The organism is Agrobacterium tumefaciens (genome assembly GCF_009649785.1).
Taxonomy (GTDB): Bacteria; Pseudomonadota; Alphaproteobacteria; order Rhizobiales; family Rhizobiaceae; genus Agrobacterium; species Agrobacterium tumefaciens.
This window is the reverse complement of sequence record NZ_WJOK01000015.1, coordinates 64,927-83,328: the sequence shown is the minus strand read 5'-3', so window position 1 is coordinate 83,328 and position 18,402 is coordinate 64,927. Positions and strand designations below refer to the sequence as shown.

16 protein-coding genes and 1 pseudogene are annotated in these 18,402 nt (G+C 57.9%); 13 read left to right on the top strand and 4 right to left on the bottom strand.

The window, feature by feature from the left end:
- Positions 1-215: 215 nt before the first annotated feature.
- From GH784_RS16905 to GH784_RS16875, 7 genes are all read left to right on the top strand, one after another.
- Positions 216-2,600, top strand: coding sequence for a TonB-dependent siderophore receptor (locus tag GH784_RS16905; RefSeq protein WP_194842976.1), 2,385 nt, complete (start codon positions 216-218; stop codon positions 2,598-2,600).
- Positions 2,554-3,618, top strand: coding sequence for an ABC transporter substrate-binding protein (locus GH784_RS16900; protein ID WP_112153466.1), 1,065 nt, complete (start codon positions 2,554-2,556; stop codon positions 3,616-3,618). The genes GH784_RS16905 and GH784_RS16900 overlap by 47 nt, the downstream gene beginning before the upstream one ends.
- An 11-nt stretch (positions 3,619-3,629) precedes the next feature.
- Positions 3,630-4,313 carry a siderophore-interacting protein gene (locus tag GH784_RS16895; RefSeq protein ID WP_083211558.1) on the top strand — a complete coding sequence of 228 codons (684 nt, stop codon included), beginning with the start codon at positions 3,630-3,632 and terminating at the stop codon, positions 4,311-4,313.
- Positions 4,314-4,348: 35 nt separating this feature from the next.
- Positions 4,349-5,353: a FecCD family ABC transporter permease gene (locus GH784_RS16890; protein ID WP_246670466.1), complete on the top strand. Its 1,005-nt coding sequence runs from the start codon at positions 4,349-4,351 to the stop codon at positions 5,351-5,353.
- A complete protein-coding gene (locus GH784_RS16885) occupies positions 5,350-6,411 on the top strand; it encodes a FecCD family ABC transporter permease (RefSeq protein ID WP_112153464.1) in 1,062 nt (353 codons plus the stop codon). Before GH784_RS16890 ends, GH784_RS16885 begins: the two co-directional genes overlap by 4 nt.
- Positions 6,408-7,292: an ABC transporter ATP-binding protein gene (locus GH784_RS16880; protein WP_051376977.1), complete on the top strand. Its 885-nt coding sequence runs from the start codon at positions 6,408-6,410 to the stop codon at positions 7,290-7,292. Before GH784_RS16885 ends, GH784_RS16880 begins: the two co-directional genes overlap by 4 nt.
- 131 nt (positions 7,293-7,423) lie before the next feature.
- Positions 7,424-7,930, top strand: coding sequence for an inositol monophosphatase family protein (locus GH784_RS16875; protein ID WP_281406567.1), 507 nt, complete (start codon positions 7,424-7,426; stop codon positions 7,928-7,930).
- Positions 7,931-8,196: 266 nt separating this feature from the next.
- Here the strand turns inward: GH784_RS16875 and GH784_RS16870 are convergent, their stop codons facing one another.
- Positions 8,197-10,101 carry an AI-2E family transporter gene (locus GH784_RS16870; RefSeq protein WP_035200880.1) on the bottom strand — a complete coding sequence of 635 codons (1,905 nt, stop codon included), beginning with the start codon at positions 10,099-10,101 and terminating at the stop codon, positions 8,197-8,199.
- 483 nt (positions 10,102-10,584) lie between these two features.
- Between GH784_RS16870 and GH784_RS16865 the strand changes: the two genes are divergently transcribed.
- Complete coding sequence (locus tag GH784_RS16865; RefSeq protein ID WP_323131479.1) at positions 10,585-10,953, top strand: DUF4112 domain-containing protein; 369 nt, start codon at positions 10,585-10,587, stop codon at positions 10,951-10,953.
- 182 nt (positions 10,954-11,135) lie between these two features.
- On the opposite strand, the pseudogene GH784_RS27450 reads toward GH784_RS16865, so the two are convergent.
- The 3 genes and pseudogenes from GH784_RS27450 to GH784_RS16855 all read right to left on the bottom strand — a co-directional run.
- A pseudogene (locus GH784_RS27450) lies at positions 11,136-11,307 on the bottom strand (IS630 family transposase); the annotation flags it as partial.
- Positions 11,308-11,477: 170 nt separating this feature from the next.
- Positions 11,478-12,104 (bottom strand): GDSL-type esterase/lipase family protein, encoded by a 627-nt coding sequence (locus GH784_RS16860; protein ID WP_112153463.1) that lies wholly within the window; start codon positions 12,102-12,104, stop codon positions 11,478-11,480.
- A gap of 66 nt (positions 12,105-12,170) precedes the next feature.
- Positions 12,171-13,082, bottom strand: coding sequence for a 2-dehydro-3-deoxygalactonokinase (locus GH784_RS16855; RefSeq protein ID WP_035201454.1), 912 nt, complete (start codon positions 13,080-13,082; stop codon positions 12,171-12,173).
- Positions 13,083-13,197: 115 nt separating this feature from the next.
- On the opposite strand from GH784_RS16855, the gene GH784_RS16850 reads away from it, so the two are divergent.
- From GH784_RS16850 to GH784_RS16830, 5 genes are all read left to right on the top strand, one after another.
- The gene (locus GH784_RS16850; protein ID WP_112153462.1) at positions 13,198-14,106 is read left to right on the top strand and encodes a dihydrodipicolinate synthase family protein; all 909 of its coding nucleotides are present in this window, start codon (positions 13,198-13,200) and stop codon (positions 14,104-14,106) included.
- On the top strand, positions 14,103-15,269 hold the full coding sequence (locus tag GH784_RS16845) for a mandelate racemase/muconate lactonizing enzyme family protein (protein WP_013637451.1): 1,167 nt from the start codon (positions 14,103-14,105) through the stop codon (positions 15,267-15,269). The genes GH784_RS16850 and GH784_RS16845 overlap by 4 nt, the downstream gene beginning before the upstream one ends.
- A gap of 24 nt (positions 15,270-15,293) precedes the next feature.
- Positions 15,294-16,565, top strand: a complete 1,272-nt coding sequence (locus GH784_RS16840; RefSeq protein ID WP_065687603.1) for an ABC transporter substrate-binding protein — start codon at positions 15,294-15,296, stop codon at positions 16,563-16,565.
- Between the two features lie 67 nt (positions 16,566-16,632).
- A complete protein-coding gene (locus GH784_RS16835) occupies positions 16,633-17,559 on the top strand; it encodes a carbohydrate ABC transporter permease (protein ID WP_013637453.1) in 927 nt (308 codons plus the stop codon).
- 10 nt (positions 17,560-17,569) lie between these two features.
- The gene (locus GH784_RS16830) at positions 17,570-18,400 is read left to right on the top strand and encodes a carbohydrate ABC transporter permease (protein ID WP_003492168.1); all 831 of its coding nucleotides are present in this window, start codon (positions 17,570-17,572) and stop codon (positions 18,398-18,400) included.
- Positions 18,401-18,402: the final 2 nt, after the last annotated feature.

Genomic DNA, 18,402 nt, shown 5'->3' with positions numbered 1-18,402 from the left:
AAACTTGACGATTATTTTCCACTTTGGGGGTGAGGTGGTGTACCTCGAAATCCGTCTTTGCATCGGACGGGTGCGTTTGCACTCGTGAAATACGCAAGGACAGGAGTTTGACAGGGGCTATGGTGAAGCAGTTTGGGGACAGGTCATCCGGCAAGGCAAACAGACGGATCGGCGGGTTGGGTTTGGCACTTCTGGCGTCAACGGTGATTTCCTTGATGGATGTTACCATTGTTCGGCCCGCAGCGGCGCAGCAGGCATCCGCCACTATCAGTTATTCCGTCCCGTCAGGCGCGCTCGGAACCGCGATTTCCCGCTTCGGTGACCGCTCCAACCTTCAGGTTCTTTATCCGGCCAGCCTGGTGCGCGGCAAAACATCGCCCGGTGTCTCGGGAAGTCTCAGCCGGGATGAGGCACTCGGCAGGCTTCTCGCAGGCACGGGACTGTCCTACCGCTTCACCGCCGCCAATACCGTAACCATAGTCAGTCCCTCAGCGATGTCGAACGCTGGCGCCGCGGTGGATGACTCGACAGTGCTCGAAACCATTACGGTTCAAAGTCACGGTGCGACCACAGAGGGAACTGGCTCCTACACGGCTGCAAACGCCACAATCGGCAAGGGCGAGCAGGAAATACGCCGTATCCCCCAAGCCGTTTCAGTGGTCACACGTAAGCAGATGGACGATCGGAATGTTGCGACGATCGATGATGCGCTCGAAGAGGCCCCGGGCATTTCGCTCTACGACAGCCCGATGGGGTCGAGATATGTCTATTCACGTGGTTCGGTCGTTGACACGATGCAATATGATGGCGTTGCCCGCAGCACCTATTACGCGCAGGCGAACAGTTTCAGCGAAGACATGGCAGCGTTCGATCGCGTTGAGGTTTTGCGTGGCGCAGCCGGTTTGCTCCAAGGCGTCGGATATCCCGGTGCGACGGTCAACATGGTCAGGAAACGGCCGCTCGACAAGCGCCAGCTTTCGGTCTCCCAGGATATCGGTTCGTTCCAGAACTATCGAACCGAAGTCGATGCGACCGGTCCCCTAAATGAGCCAGGATCATTGCGGGGTCGCATTGTAGGTTCATTCAATGACCGCGACTACTTCACCGATACCGCGAAAAGCCGTAACGTTTTTCTTTACGGGATCCTTGAGGCCGACATAACAGATAATACGACCGTGGCGTTCGGAGGCAGCTACAAACACCGGACGTCGACCCCCTGCTTCACGGGACTGCCGCACTATAGTGATGGGTCCGATCTTGGACTTTCTCGCGATACCTGCCTTGGCCAGAGCTGGAACTACTGGGACACCGATCAGGTATCGCTGTTCGCGGACGTCACCCATGACATCAATGAGAACTGGAAGTGGAAGACCTCCGTCGATTACTGGCGCGAGCAGCATGACGTGAAATACGAGTACTCCGTTGGCGCCATCAACCCGACAACCCTTGCCGGCTCTTCTATGATGGGTAGCCTTTTTGACATGGAAACATCGAACGTGGCTTTCGACAGCTATCTCGATGGAAAACTGGATCTGTTCGGCCGTACCCACGACGTCATTCTGGGGGGCAGCATCAACAGACTGGTTAGCGATAACGAATTCGCCGTCGCACGACTGGGAATTGCCCAGAACGTCTTTGATCCCATTTCTATTCCCGAAGTTGATGACAACTTCATCATCGCCAATCGCATTAATGGCGGCAACACACGAAACACGATCGAGCAGCAGGCACTCTACGGCATGACCCGGCTGAGCCTGACGGATCCGCTGGCCGTTATTCTGGGCGGCCGCGTGAGCTGGTACAAACACCGGTCGGTTAGTCACGAGCCCGGTGTCCCGTCTTCTTCCTATCAGGAGAAAGGTGTTTTCACCCCTTATGCAGGCATTGTCTACGATCTCGACAACAACTGGTCGGTATATGCGAGCTACACGGATATTTTCCAGCCGCAGACGAACGTCGATGCTTCGGGACAGACGCTCGACCCAATCCTTGGCAACAATTACGAAATCGGGATCAAGGGGAATGTGCTTGACGGGCGGGCGAACACGTCGGTTTCGCTTTTCCGCAGTACGACAAAGAACCGTGCCGTTTTCGATGATGACAATTATCCATGTGCTTCTTCCCCAACCGGCGAATGCTCCATTGCGGGAGGAAAAGTCCGAAGCGAAGGTGTTGAGCTCGAATTAAGCGGGGAGTTGTTCTCCAACTTGCAGGTGGCCGCATCCTACACCTACACACACAAGACGCTCATCGCGGGTGAAGAAGACTACGCTTTCAACAGGACAATTACGCCTGACCATCTGATCAAGATCTGGGGTGACTACAGTTTTACGGAACAGTTAGAAGGTTTGACAGTCGGAGCCGGTGTCCGCTTCCAGTCGGAGACAAGCCGAACAGTTGGAACTACCAGGGTTACCCAGGAACCCTTTGCCGTTCTTGGTGCCCGGGTCGGCTACAAGTTCAACGAAAACGTCCAGGCGGCTCTGAGCGTCGATAACCTCTTCGACACGCGGTACTATCAGACGGTGGGAGCCCCGGGTTGGGGTAGCATGTATGGCGATCCCCGGACTATCACGCTCAGCCTTAAAGCAACGTTCTGAGGTCCTGATCGTGAAAGAAAAGAAGGACGCCGTGCTTGAGCGGCGGAATTTCCTTATGGCGGCTCTGGGAGCGACCGTTTCGTTCGGATGGTCTGCTTCGGCTACGTCGTTCGACAGGCATTTTCCTGTATCCGTTTCGCATGCATTTGGGACAACCATCATCCCCGAACCGCCTAGGCGCATTGTCACATTGGGTTGGGGCGGCGAAGATGCCTTGCTGGCTCTCGGCGTCACGCCGATTGCAATGCCCAGCTACGGCCAGTTTCCAAATGGCGTCCTGCCGTGGGTCGCAAATAAAATCGGTGATGCCAAGCCTACGCTTCTGAACCAGGGCCTGATCGACTACGAGGCACTCGCCCTGCTCAAGCCCGACCTCATTCTGGCAATTCGGACGAACATCAATGCCCAGGCCTGGCACCGCCTACAGCAAATTGCTCCAACGGTCGCCTATCGATCCGGCCCCTTGCAGGCGGACTGGAAGGAAATCACGGAACTGGCAGGCGCCGCAATTGGGCTCTCCGGACAAGCAAGCGACCTGATTTCAGCGACCAAAGTCCAACTGCGGGATCTTGCCAAGGTTCATCCACATATCCGTGACAGGACGTTCGTCTTTGGCAACTACTTCCCGGCGAGCAACGCCATCGACGTCTACCTCCCGCCCGACGGCCGGGTCGCATCACTATTGGAACTCGGCTTACGGATTGCGCCGAGTGCCTTGTCCTTCGCGTCTTCGACAAGACGGAAGATCGTCGCCAGCATCAGTCTGGAGTTGCTGGATACCATAGAGACAGATCTCTTGATCTTATGGTTCCCGCCGGGCGCGCGGCTGGAACTGGAGGGGAATTCGCTGTTCAAGCGGTTCTCTCCGGTCGTGAATGGTGGATATGTCCCGCTCGACGATCCACTGGCGGTGTGGGTCGCCTGCAATCCAAGTGTTCTGTCCATACCCTATGGATTTCCGAAGTTCGCAAGTCGTCTCGAGGGCACTTCAAAACACAGCGTGGGGATAGACCGTTGAGTACAGCGTCAATGCGGGCGACTGTTTTGTCGCGAGTGTGCCTTACCCCGTCAATGGTGCGTATAGTGCTTGGTGGAGAGGATCTAGCGCATTTTTGCAGCACAGATGCACCCGACGAATTTATCTGGTTGTCATTCACAAAGCCGGACATGACGACTGCGGGTCGTTATTTCACCGTACGGCGATGGGACATGGACAATCGCTGCCTCACGGTCGATTTTGTCAAGCATGACGTCGGTATCGCCACTGAATGGGCTCAACGGGCCTGTGTTGGCGATGCAATAGAAATCTACCTGCCTCGTTCGCGCTTTGATCCGCCTTGTCAAGGTGCAATTCTCCTAATCGGTGACTACACTGCCCTGCCGGCGATAAGTCGGATCGTGGAAGAGTTGCCACACGATCGCACTGTTATTGCGCATGTCGAAATTCCCACCGTTGAGGACCGCGTCGAACTTCCGGCTGGGGGAAATGTCGCGGTTTTCTGGCATGAATCATTCGGCAAAACCCGCAATGCAACCGAGCTTGTCGACATCGCCCGAACGGCGACCTTTCCAGAGAATACTGGCTACGTGTGGATCGCAGGCGAAGCGAAAGCAGTTGCGGAATGCCGTCGACATTTTCGCGATATATGTGGCATCGACAAGTCCCGGATTACGGCGGTTGGTTATTGGGTACAAGGGCAGTCACGCGCATGAGTACCGTTGTCCCTACCCATCAAGAAAAATGCGGCTTGGCCGGGATTATGCCACGGCTGTTCGGTCTGGTGGCCGGTCTTGTCCTTTTGGGTGCCATGACGCTGATCAGCCTTTCGATCGGAGCACGGCCAATCGCCATTTTGACGGTTTTGGAAGCTCTGTTCACCTATGACACCAACCTTGCGGAGCACATCATAGTGCATGATTACCGCCTTCCGAGAACCTTGCTTGGTCTGCTTTGCGGTGCGGCTTTTGGTGTATCTGGTGCACTGATCCAGGCGGCAACGCGCAACCCTCTGGCTGACCCGGGTTTACTGGGCGTCAATGCCGGTACCGCCTTCTTCGTGACACTCGCGGTCGGTATGCTCGGCCTCTATTCCATAGACTCCTATCTCTGGTTTGCATTTCTGGGGGCTATCACGGTCACGCTCGCGGTTTATGCGCTTGGCGCGGTCGGCTCGGATGGCGCGACGCCGGTAAGAATGGTTCTTGCCGGCGTCGCACTGTCGGCCGTTCTCGGCGGTATCGGTTCCGCTATCACACTGCTCGATCCGCAAGCCTTCGATTCCATGCGTTTCTGGTCGATAGGCTCGATTGCGGGAAGGGATATGGAAATTGTCACGACAGTTGCCCCGTTTATCGGCGCTGGGCTTTTGATTGCATTGACTGCCGCCCGGCCACTGAACGCCGTGGCGCTCGGCGACGATCTGGCGCGTTCGCTCGGCGCCAATATTCTTAGTGCCAGGACAATGACGGTTATCGCCGTGACGCTGCTTGCCGGTGCGGGCACGGCTGCTTGTGGTCCTGTCGGTTTCGTCGGTCTGATGGTGCCGCATGTGGTGCGCTGGTTTACCGGCCCAGACCAGCGCTGGATCATTCCTACGACGATGATCTACGCACCGCTGCTCCTGCTGGCTGCAGACGTTGCAGGGCGTTTGATCCTTTATCCGGGAGAACTCGAGGCTGGCATCGTTACCGCCTTCATCGGTGCTCCGGTACTGATCCTGCTTGTACGCAGAAAGAAGGCGAGCGGGTTATGACGCTTCACTCTTCTTCGCAGATCGATTTTGGCCGCACCTTGGTCGCGGTTCGGCTGCTCTCGGGCCGATTGTCGTTCCTCATTCATGCCCGTGCACTAATTGTAGCCACGCTGCTGCTAACGCTGGCGGCCTTTATCGCAGTGGCATCGCTTCTGGTCGGTAAATATCCCGTCACCTTGTCTGAAGTGCTTGGTGCGCTCGCGGGCCAGGGCGACGACATGGTGCGGATAATCGTGGTGGAATGGCGTCTGCCCCGTGTGGCGCTCGCTTTCTTGCTAGGGGGAGCTCTGGGAATGAGCGGCGCGATCTTCCAGAGCCTCACCCGCAATCCCCTCGGCTCGCCCGACATCATCGGCTTCTCCGCCGGCTCCTATACAGGTGCACTGGTCGTCATCCTTCTTCTTTCCGGCGGCTACTACGAGACGGCGGCCGGTGCGCTGATCGGCGGCATTGTCACCGCCACGGCCGTCTACATTCTCTCGTGGTTGCGCTGTGGGCAGGGCTTCCGGCTGATCATTGTCGGTATCGGCGTGGCGGCCATGCTCGGTTCCTTCAATACATGGATGATTCGCCAAGCCGAGCTTCAGGTGGCGATGAGCGCCGCCATATGGGGAGCGGGTTCGCTCAACGGTCTCGGCCTCGAACAGCTTCTGCTGGTCGTCGTCGTGCTGTGCATCGTGGTGCCAATGACACTCTTCCTTTTCCGGCCGATGCGTCAGCTCGAGATGGGTGACGATGCGGCGAGAGCATCCGGCGTCAATGTAAACAGGACGCGGCTTTTACTGACGGTGCTCGGGGTGGCGCTGACGGCAATCGTCACGGCCGCATCCGGTCCGATCGCCTTCATTGCGCTTGCAGCACCACAGATCGCGCGGCGTCTGACGCGCTCCGCCGGTGTCGCACTAATCCCGTCCGCATTGACGGGCGGGCTTTTGCTGCTGGCCGCCGACTTCGCAGCACAGCACGCTTTCGGCGTCCAGCTTCCTGTCGGTGTGATGACGGTGAGCGTCGGCGGCCTTTACTTTGTCTGGCTTCTCATTCGCGAGGGCCGCAAATGACCTCTACCAACATCCATACCACTTCTGACAGACTGCGTGCCGACGCTGTCACGCTTCGCTATGACGAGCGAACGATTTCGCGGAATCTGTCGGTTGCCATTCCCGATGGCTCCCTCACCGTCATCGTCGGGCCGAACGCGTGCGGTAAGTCCACGCTGCTCAGGGCATTGTCACGGCTGCTCGCGCCTTCTGTCGGTCAGATCATTCTCGATGGACGAAGCATCACTGATCTTGCCGTCAAGGAAGTGGCTCGGTGTCTCGGCCTCTTGCCGCAATCGTCTGTTACGCCGGGAGGCATCACCGTCGCCGATCTTGTGGCGCGCGGCCGCTACCCGCACCAGTCATTCTTCCGGCAATGGTCGAAGGCCGACGAGGAAGCCGTCGTCAAGGCGATGGAAGCAACTCGCGTCACTGACCTGTCGGATCGTCTGGTGGATGAGCTTTCCGGCGGCCAGCGCCAGCGCATCTGGGTTGCCATGCTACTGGCGCAGGAAACACCGATCCTGCTCTTGGACGAACCGACCACCTTCCTCGACATCGCCCACCAGATCGAATTGCTCGATCTGCTGGCCGATCTCAACCGACACGGTCGCACCGTCGTCGCCGTGCTGCACGATCTCAACCATGCCTGCCGATACGCCTCGCACCTGATCGCCATGAAGGACGGCGCTATCGTAGCCGAAGGAAAGCCGTCCGCCATCGTCACCGAGAAACTCGTGGAAGACGTCTTCGGCCTGCCGGCCGTCATCATTTCCGATCCGGTGTCCGGAACGCCGCTGATCGTTCCGAAAGCTCGGCAAAGGCTCGATACGGCGAAAACCGCACAGGTCGCGCCTGCCGACACATCTGTTGGCGCAGGGAAGGAGTTACCTCGTGACTGACTTGCTGAAGCGTCTCAAGCTTTTACTCGCAGCTGAACTTTCTTCGTTGCATTCACGCGATCCAGTTTCATTGGAAACACCTTAATTCTGTGTCCACGAAACCGGCGGCAGGATCTGGGGCATTCCCTATTTTGCTGTCAGCATCGCTCTTTGCGGACAACGATGGCGAAATACTGGGCGTCGTCCTTGACCCATTGCGGGACGAGATGTTCACGGCAGTTCGAGGGCAGGGTGCCCGGATGAACGGTAAGGAACTGACACGGTTGGAAGAGAAAAAGCCGGAAGAATCCATCATATCTCTATCTATGCCGATCCACGGACAGTTGAAGTCGATGGACCGCAGTAGTTTCTTCCGGGCCCTTGATACCATCACCAACGAGACAGCAGGCATCCGCCGACTCGGCTCGGCCGCGCTCGATCTCGCATATGTTGGCGCGGGCAGGCTAAATGGCTATTTCGAAGACGGCCTTAGCCATTACGACTATGCGGCTGGCAAGATTATTGCCCAGGAAGCCGGAGCGCTTGTTACCTCCCTCAATGGCGGTGTTGTAAAGGACGGCGGTTCACTGTTGGCGGGAACGTCATCCATACATCAGTGGCTCCAATCCAAGTTTCAGCAAGGGGAGACTCCAAGCTGAAAGGTCTCACAACCGCAGGCCGCTTTTGATGTCGCAACTGTCAAGCTTTAGACCTGACTGCTCTTAGTTCGCCGTAGATACCTAGAGACGCGTAACGTTTTCAATCTTCGTATCGATGCATCGTGCTTTTTCCAGAACACGGGTTTGCGCGGTGATGAGCGTGCGCAAGTCCAGGGGCTGAAGCTTTCGGGTGGTCCTATGCGTTATGATCCAGGAGAAGAGATGCGTGCCCCTTGGTAGCATCGACAGACTTCTCGTGGCTGCGTTCAGGCAGCCACCGGCTGTACCCGGCGCTGGCGCGCCACTTTTCTCAGGGGGCTTTTCAAGGCCACAGGGCCTGTGTCGCTCAGGGCTGACACGACGGCCTGCGTCAGCGAAGCGGCAACGAAGTCGGCGCTTATGTCTTGTGGGTCGATTGGCGCTTCGCGCCCGCCTTCTCCCATCGGCAACAATATGCCGACACGAAGAGAAGGTCTTACACGCTTCAAACGACGGACGATCTGTCGTGCGTGCGATTTCGAGTTCTCATTGAGAAACGTAACGACAACGGTGTCGATATCGTCAGCCACCAGAGCCTTCAAATCTCGCCCTTCAATCACTGTATAGTCTGCTTGTCTGATCTGCGCACCCTGAACCAAGAGAACTTGCGATAACATCGCAGACGCTGCATCGTCCATGGCCCCTCTGCCTCCCAGTGATAGAATTGATCTGCCGTTACCGTCCGGTAGCGCGATTGTCTCTTTGGTCTCTGGCGCTGAAGGCTGTTCGTCTTCCGACATTCCCTCGTTTTCCTCTTCGCTCGCAATCTCTGCAAGATTTTCAATGAGGGCATGGGCGCTGGAGGCAAGAAGCGCGATCTGAGCCTCTGTCATCACGCCGCGCTGGCGGTCCGCTTCGCCCAGGATCAAGGCAGGAAGACCAACTTTTTCATAGTAGTCGATGAGATATTCCTCTTCGAGAAACTCTTCGGCGTTGTCAGTCGCTTCGTTGGGGTCGCCGGAGAGCAGCCGCTGGTAAAGCTTTTCCTGCGGTTGGAGGACTGGTTCATTTCCGAGCAGAACGTCCAGAAAACTGAACTCGGGGACATATCTGCCAAGAACGACCAGACACACCGTGAGAGGTGTCGACAGCATTAACCCCAGCGGTCCCCAGAGCCAAGACCAGAAGATTGCGGAGACGATGATCGCCATCGGAGACAAGCCGGTGTGGCTACCATAAAGCCAAGGTTCAACGACGTTATTGCTGATCAGTTCGGTGATAATGAAAAGTGCCGCGACCCACGCGACCAACGACCAGCCGGGAGAGATTGCAAGGGCGAGGAACAGCGGCAATACCATTCCGATAACGGGACCAATATAGGGCACGAAACGCAGAACCAGCGTCAGCAGACCCCACAGGATCGCGTTCGGAATGCCAAGCACCCAAAGCCCAATGGTGATGGGAAAGGCGTAAAGGGCATTTACCACCAATTGCATCAGAAGGTATTTCCCAACCCGTTTTCCAGCGTCCTGCAGCGCTGCCGTCGTGCGATGCAGGTCACCAAGTCCAACCAGCCTGATGAACCTGTCGCGAAGGTCCTCGCGCTCGATCAACATGAAAATCACAAGAACGATGACCAAACCTGCCGTTGCAAACGGGCTGATAAGCGGAAGAATGAAATTGCCAAGTGTCTCGACCGGATGGGATCGCGTGACGATTTCAACGGGCATCGGCTCTCGCATGGTTGGTGCGGTCGACTGCTCGTCCTGACTTTCGACGGCGCGTGTCTGCAACTCGGCGCCGACACGCTCGACAACCTTGCTCAGATGTTCGAGCACACCATTGCCTGATCCGGCTTGGCTGAGCGCCTGAACCTTGGTGACGATATTGCGCTGATATGTCGGGATGTTTTCGGCAAGATTTGTCACCTGCGTGGCGACGACGAAACTGAACAGCGCAATTGCCATGAAGGCTGAGGCGACCGCCAAAATAACGGCGGCAATCTTGGGCACAGAGTGTTTTCGGAGAAAAGAGACAATAGGTGCCAGAGTGAATGTCAGGAGGAGAGCCAAGGCTAATGGCACGAAGATTTCCTGACCCACGTGCAGGATGACCGCGACGCCAATCAGAATGAGAATCGTTCGTCCAGAAAGCCTGGTGTTAGCCAGCGGACCTTGATGAGAAACGGCCATAAGTTTTCCGATGTCGTTTGTTGTTAAAGCGCCAGTGTCCATCAGCAGTCCGCCTTTAGATGCACCGATGAACTCAAAAAATATGTGCCATGTCCGCATCTGCTTTATGAAGATCAGCTTTAACTCGCGAAAGACGTTAAAGATGCAAGGGCGTGCCTCACATCTTTCTCTCGACCTAGCAGTCCTGTAGTAGCGTCAATGTAAGGGAGAATATTGCTTAAAAATTACTGTGGCCTATCGGAATCGAAAAAGGGGTGTAGGGCCTGAGCGATGCCGGGCGATTGGTGCTGTCACATAGGCAGGATCGAGGCGATTGAGCGTAACTGGTTCGGTTTCAATGGATGCAGATAGCTTGCGCAACGCTCTTGAACGCAACTCTCCACATCCCCATTCATATTAGGCTGAGGCATATCTCTTTTATGGAGCACGATTGTATGACAGCGAGAACGTGGAACGCCCACGGCACATCGGACAACTTCGTGGATAGTGCTGAGCGGCTCCGCCGCCTGCGGCCTGTCGGGCATCGCTCGTATGATGGACACTGCGATCCGCATTCCTGGCACGGGAATCCGTTTTGGTGCAGATTCCATCATGGGTTTGCTGCCACTGATTGGTGATGGTGCGGGCGCGATTGTCGGCCTCTATATCGTCAATGAAGCGCGCCGCCTTGGTGTGCCGCAGGAAAAGCTTGCGCGAATGGTTGGCAACATCGCCATGGATGCTCTTGTGGGCAGTGTTCCTGTCTTCGGTGATCTGTTTGATATTTATTTCAAATCGCACCGCCGTAACGTCGATATGATCATCCAGCACTTTGGCATCCATGGCGACGAGTTGCGGCGGAAGCGCAAATAAGCCTCGACGATGGCCCGAAAAAACCTGGCTGCGGTTCTGGAGTCGCAGTCGGGGTGTACCGTTTCCTCGTCGGTGGTCGAGACTGCGTCCTTCAGCCTGTGCACACATTGTTGGCTGTCGCCTAGGGCGGGTAGGCTCAACTAAGATCCTTCAGTGCCGGATAGAGGCCGCCCCGGCGGACGGGGTCGTCCCTGTTTCGCCGGGGTCAGCCGGCTTTCCTGCGCGCTTGCAATCCACGCGATGGCTGTCAAAACACCAATCCCAAATCTGGACGCTGCTGAGCGCGTCGATATGCCATCCCGTGACGCAGCTAGAACACGGCTACGCAGGTCCATCTTTGAAAGCTCGGGCCATGTTGCTTGCGACCAAATCGCCAGTCGGAGCGCTAGAATCAGAATTCCGCCAGTAAGGGGGGCCTAAACGAGATTCCGCGTTCAACGGACGTGCTCTAGAAATCCAATGGAAATCAGCCTGTGAACAATGGTGGGGACAGGAGCCAACAAAAGATAAAGATACCCCTTGTCTCAGTTCAACAGACCTAACTTTTTTCTAAGTGCTTCCGACCAGACCGCGTAGCCTGCCGTATTCAGGTGAACCAGATCGGGTAAATAATAACGGAACATCGGCAGGCCATTTTCGCCAATGAGGCCGGCGTTCGGATCAAGCCATGTCGTGTGTTCGCGGCCGTTGCACCAGTCGCGCGCCGTCTGGTTGAAGAGATCGAATTCATGGCGGTATATCCAGCGCGCCGGACTGGGCTTGATCGCCAGAACAAAGACGTCCGCCTGCGGTAGCGCTCGAGAGATGCGATCGCGCAAATCCTGCAGGTGCGCAAGCGTCGTCTCAGCCTTGAGGCCGTCGCTGGCAATATCGTTTTCGCCGAAATAAAGCACCACTCTACCTGGCCTCAAGGGAACCAGGAGCCGGTCGAGGTAGTGGCTGGCAGAGAGGTAAGTGCCGCCGCCAAATCCCAGATTGACGATATCCAGCGAGCCGAGATCCTCGGTGACGGAGCTCCAGATTCGAAACGAGGATGAGCCATAAAAGGCGATCGGATTGTCTGGAAGGCCGATGCGCTGAATGCGGGCCAGAACGGCAATGATATCGTTTTCGTGACGGCTGGTGCCGATATTGGCTGGGAAGTCGTACATGATTGGTCCTAGAGATTGTCTTGAAAGCCGGATGCCGCCATTTCGGCAACCGGCGATCGGCAAGGGTTATAAAAGCGCTTGCTGCAGGACAGTCAGAGCGCCTTTTGTGAGGGCGTCATCCGCACCCATGGATGTCTTGAGCCCGAACACATCTGCGGCAACCAGATAGAGATCGTTCAGCCCGTCATTGCCGACGATAGCTGCCTCGTCTCCTTCCGCATACCATCCGGCCTCGCGGGCTTGCCGAAACTCCTGCCCGATGACCAGTCCTCGCACATAGGATCGCAACTGATCCGGCGAGAGCCGGCCCGCAAGCCCGCCGGTTCGCGCCGAAAACAGCAGCGACAGCATGGCGGCGGATCGTTTTGCCTCAGTCAGACCCCAGCGATAGGCCTCCTGATCATCGACCGGCGGCTGCGTGGAACCGCGCGCGATGAAGGAGTGATTGATAAGCAGGTTGAAGATTTCACCAGTCACGAATGTCTGGAAGCCATCGATCCTTCCCGCCGTCACCCGCGCCCATTTGCTGTGTGTTCCAGGGATGATGAGGGTGGCATCGTCGCCAAGGCCGTGACCGACGATCTGGGTTTCTTCGCCGCGCATCACGTCCGGGAAGGGCTGGCGGGCGGGGTCGGTCAGACCGGGCAGGAAGACGAGATCGGACCCGTTCGGCAGCGAACTGCGCACCGTGCCGGCGGCAAGTTCCGCCGGGCCGGCCGGGCACGGCACATAAGCGACCTCGACCCAGCCGTTGCGGCTGGTGATCATTCCGAGTGCGGCGACGGGCAAGGCCCCATGGCTTGAGAACCAGGGTGCGAGTGCATCCATCAGCGCCGCCTCGTGCTCACCCTTGCCAAGGCTCGAAATACCGTCGGCGGTTTCAAGATGATCGAGTTCTTCGCCGCCTTCATCAACGAGCGCCGCCCTCAATGATGTCGTTCCCCAATCAACGATGATCGATGTCGCCGCTGCTGCCATGTCTTGAACCTCCTCGTTCATTTCATCTTGGGGCTTGTCATAGGTCGCAAGTCTATATAGTGTCAATTAGTGAATTCAAGGTATCAAAATATGATACTTAATCGGGAGGATAATGATGGTGGCTGGCCTTAAAGGGATTTTGCCTGTTCTGCCTACGCCGTTTCTGGCTGATGGCGGCATTGACGAGGCGGGTATGAAGCGACTGGTGATCTTTGCGCTCGACAAGGGCGTCGATGGTGTCGTGTTTCCCGGTTTCGCCAGCGAGGTGGAGACTTTGAATGCCGCCGAGCGTGCGGCGTTGCTGAAAATTGTCGTGGATGTGGTGGCCGGGCGGGTGCCGGTCGTGGCCGGCGCAAGTGCGGCCGACTCGCGTGACGTGGTTGAGCACGGGCGGGCGGCATCGGCGCTTGGCATCCGCCACCTGATGGTGCAGGTGCCCAAGTCGGTCGGCACGGATGCGCCGGCGCTGATCGAATTCCTCGGCAGGATCGTCGAGGCGCTGCCCGAAGTTGAAATCATTCTGCAGAACGCGCCCGCGCCGCGCGGCTCCGACCTTTCGCCGCAGGCGATCGTGGAGATCGTGCGGGCGTTGCCGCAGGTGACCTATGTCAAGGAAGAGACGCTTCCTGCCGGCCCGGCTATCAGCCACATCGTCGCCCATGCGCCTTCGACACTGAAGGGCGTCATCGGCGGGGGCGGCGCGCGTTACATTCTCGACGAATATGCCCGAGGTGCTACCGCAGCCATGCCGGCGCTGGAGATCGCCGAGGAACATGTGGCCATCGACCGGGCGCTCGTTGCGGGGCGGCAGGAGGAGGCTCGTCGGATTTATGTGCGCACCCTGCCTCTTCTGGTGCTGCAGGCGGTCTATCGCATGCGGCTGACCAAATATGTGCTGGCCCGCCGCGGCGTGATCGAAGGCGTCGGTGTGCGTGCGCCGACACCCGAGCTTGATGCGGCGGCCATTGCCGATATCGACGCCAATCTGGTCGAACTAGGCCTCGTTGCCGTGGAGGCCGCATGAACAGCCCCATCGCAAGCGTCGAAGTCTTCACCCTGACCCAGCCGCGCAAAGTGCCTTATCTCGGCGCCTTGCGTGAAGGTGAGGTGGTCAATCCCAACGGCTATATCGTGCGCAAGGGAAATCGCACGGTCTACCCGACCTTCGACCGCAGCGTGCTGGTGCGCATGACGACCGAGGCTGGCGTCGTGGGCTGGGGTGAGACCTACGGTATCGTCGCCCCCGGCGCGGTCGCCGCTCTCATCAACGATCTTCTCGCCGGTTTCGTGATCGGCCGCGATGCTTCGAACCCTTCGGCGATCTATGACGACCTTTACGACATGATGCGGGTGCGCGGTTATACCGGCGGCTTCTACGTGGATGCGCTCGCCGCGCTCGATATTGCGCTATGGGATATTGCCGGACAGGAAGCCGGCAAGTCCGTTCGCGACCTGCTCGGCGGCGGCGTGGATACGTTTCCGGCCTATGTTTCAGGCCTGCCTGAAAAGACGCTCAAGGCCCGCGGGGAATTGGCGAAATACTGGCAGGACCGCGGTTTCAACGCCTTCAAGTTCGCAACGCCGGTGGCAGACGATGGCCCGGCGGCCGAAATGGCGAATCTCCGGAAGGTACTTGGACCCGATGCAAAGATTGCCGCCGACATGCACTGGAACCAGACGCCGGAACGGGCGCTGGAACTGATTGCCGAAATGCAGCCCTTCGACCCGTGGTTCGCAGAGGCTCCGGTCTGGACGGAGGACATTGCCGGTCTGGAGAAGGTTTCGAAGAATACCGAAGTGCCGATTGCAGTTGGTGAGGAATGGCGCACCCATTGGGATATGCGCGCCCGCGTCGAGCGCTGCCGCATTGCGATCGTCCAGCCGGAAATGGGCCATAAGGGTATCACCAATTTCATCCGTATCGGTGCTCTTGCTTCCGAGCATGGCATCGATGTCATCCCACACGCCACCGTTGGCGCCGGCATATTTCTTGCCGCCAGCCTGCAGGCGTCGTCGACATTGCCAACGCTCAAAGGTCACGAATTCCAGCATTCGATCTTCGAGCCGAACCGTCACCTGCTGGAAGGCGACATGGATTGCCGGGAGGGCAGGTATCACCTGCCGTCCGGACCCGGACTTGGGGTAAGGCCGTCGGAGGCGGCACTCGGTCTGATTGAACGTATCTGAACTGGTTTTTTGGAGGAGGAAGCCATGAACAAGACAATAAGCCGATTGGCGCTCGGCACCGCGACCGCCGTTTTGATGACAATGGGCAGCCTTGCCCCGGCCAAGGCCGATACCGTTCTGAAATTCATTTCCTGGCAGACGGACGATGCCGGCACAGGCGAATGGTGGCATTCGGCCATTGCCGCCTTCGAAAAACAGCATCCGGGCGTGAAAATCGAATTCACCAAGGCCGAGCGCAGCTCGTATGCCGACACGATGACGACGCTTTTTGCGGCCAACCAGCCGCCGCAGATCGTGCATCTGGCGTCCTTCGAATTTCAAATGTTTGCCGATAGCGGCTGGCTCGAGCCGCTCGACCCGTGGCTGAAGAAGGACGGCATCGACATGACCGGCTGGGCCGGCCAGCAGAAATGCGAATGGAATGGCGAAACCGTCTGCATCATGACCAACTATTTCGGTTTCGTGATGGCCTACAACAAGAAGCTTCTCGAAGAAGCGGGCGTCGCGGTTCCGAAGACCTATGACGAGTTTCTGGCCGCTGCGAAGGCGACGACCAAGGATCTGAACGGCGACGGCATTATCGACCAGTTCGGCACAGGCCATGAAACGAAAGGCGGTCCGGGTCAATATCTGACGGAGATGCTGAACTACATCCTCGACGCTGGCGCCTACTGGACCGACAAGGACGGCAATATCACCATCGATACGCCGCAGATGGTGGAGGGTCTTTCACGCTGGAAAACCGTGATGAAGAGCGGGATCAGCCCGGTCGACATGAGCGCCAGCGACGTGCGCAAGCTGTTTGCCGATGGCAAGATGGCGATGCGGCTTGATGGGCCCTGGCTTTACGGTACCACCGAAAAAGGTTCGGCCAAGGCTGATATCGTTTACGCCGCACCGCCGCTTCATCCGCCGCTTGGCGGCTCGTCCAATGTACTCGCCATGCCGGCCGATATTCCCGACGACCAGAAGGCATTGGTCTGGGATTTCATCAAGCTGACGATGTCGCCGGAATTCCAGCGCAGCTATGCCACCCTTGGCGGCAACACCCCGCCAAGCCCGACGGCCGACGTCTCGGGTGTTGAAAAGACCATCCCGCATTTTCCGGTGCTGATCGAGACGATGAAGGCCGCGTCCGAGGCGGGGATCGACCGCATTCCGACCGGACTTGAGCTCTTCTACAACGAGTTCAGCAAGATGGTGATGGAAGAAAGCCAGCGGATGATCATTCAGGATCTCGATCCGGCGGCGGTGGCGAAAACCATGCAGGCAAAGGCCGAAGCCATCAAGGGTTGATCTCGTTGTCTTGCCATGGCCCGGAAAGGGCCATGGCCATCATCCGCATCCGGCAGGAGGACCATCCATGACCGAACCCGTTCGGGCTGGGCGTCGCAAGTTCTTCGATCTTGCGCGCCCCAGCCGGCAACATCTCCTCGGCTATATTCTGATCGCGCCCGCAGTCCTGATGGTTGCCGCCATCATCGTCTGGCCGCTCGTTTTGGCCATCGACCTGTCGTTCCAGCAGGTCAAGATACCACGGCTTGGCGGTGCCAGCCGGCCGTTTTCGCTGAGCAATTACACATGGTTGTTCTCCTCGCCGGAATTCTGGCTGGCCTGCTGGGTGACGCTAAAGCTGGTTATCGTCGTAACCGCCGGCAGCGTCGCCGTCGGCCTCAGCACGGCGCTTCTGGCCAATAATCGCTTCAAGGGCCGCACCGTCGCGCGGCTGGGAATGGCGCTGCCCTGGGCGGTGCCGGAAATCATCGCGGTCGTCATCTTTGCGTGGATGTTCGACACCTCCTTCGGCCTGTTCGGCTGGCTGGCGATAAAGCTTGGTTTCACCGACCAGATGATCCCCTGGGTCAGCAGTTCCACGGCCGCCTTCTGGGCCGTTGCCATCACCATGGTGTGGAAGGGCTTTCCTTTCGTGTCGATCATGTGTCTGGCCGGTCTGCAGTCCATTCCCACCGATTATTACGCCGCCGCCAAGGTGGATGGCGCCAGTGTCTGGCAGCGTTTCCGCTGGATCACCATGCCGTTGCTGATGCCGGTTCTCGGGGTCACGCTGGTGCTGACCCTGCTTTGGGTGTTCCGCGACTTTTCCATCATCAAGGTTCTGACCGGCGGCGGCCCGCTGCGTTCAACCCAGACGCTGTCGATCATGACCTATGACCAGGCCTTCCAGTATCACAACTTCGGTCGCGCCGCCGCCGTCGGCGTGCTGACGCTGGTGATCTGCATCATTGCCAGCCTGCTGATGCTCGGCCGGCGCTCGAAATCAATCTACTGAGGAGGCTTTGATGAAACGTAGCTTTGCACAGAGCCTTGCCCTCTACGCGACGGTGATCTTTACGCTGGTGATGATCCTGTTCCCGGTCTACTGGCTGCTGGTTACCGCCCTTTCCACCACCGACGAACTCTACCGCCTGCCACCCACTTTCTGGCCGGACGATCCGCAATGGGACATTTTTGCCCGTGTCTGGGCGGCAAAGCCGATCCTTCTGTGGCTGTGGAATTCGATGCTTGCCGCTGTCGGCTCGGTTGCGCTGTCGATGCTGGTTTCGGTCAGCGCCGGTTACGCCCTGTCCCGCTATTCGATGCGGGGCGGCGCTACCATGGGAATGTTCGTTCTAACAGCCAAGATGTTGCCCGCCACGCTACTCGTCATCCCGCTGTTTTCGATCTTTTCGAGCTTCGGTTTGATCGGCAGCCTATGGACGCTTGTGCTTGCACATTCGACCATGATCATTCCCTTCGCAACCTGGATGCTGAAGGGTTATTTCGACACGATCCCGAAGGAACTGGAACAGGCTGCCATGGTCGACGGCTGCTCGCCGATCGGCGCCATGGTGCGTGTCGTGCTTCCCATCGCAACACCGGGGCTTGCCGCCACCGCGCTTTACGCCTTTGTGCTCAGCTGGGCCGATTACGCCTATGCGCGTACCTTTCTGGTCAACTCGCCGGACAACTGGACCGCCAATCTCGGCATCACCACGATGCAGGGCGAATATGTCACCTATTGGAACGACATCTCCGCCGCATCGGTGTTCATCGCGCTGCCGATCATCGCAATCTATCTGTTCCTTGAACGTTATTTGGTCGGCGGTTTGACCGCTGGCGCGGAGAAATAAGC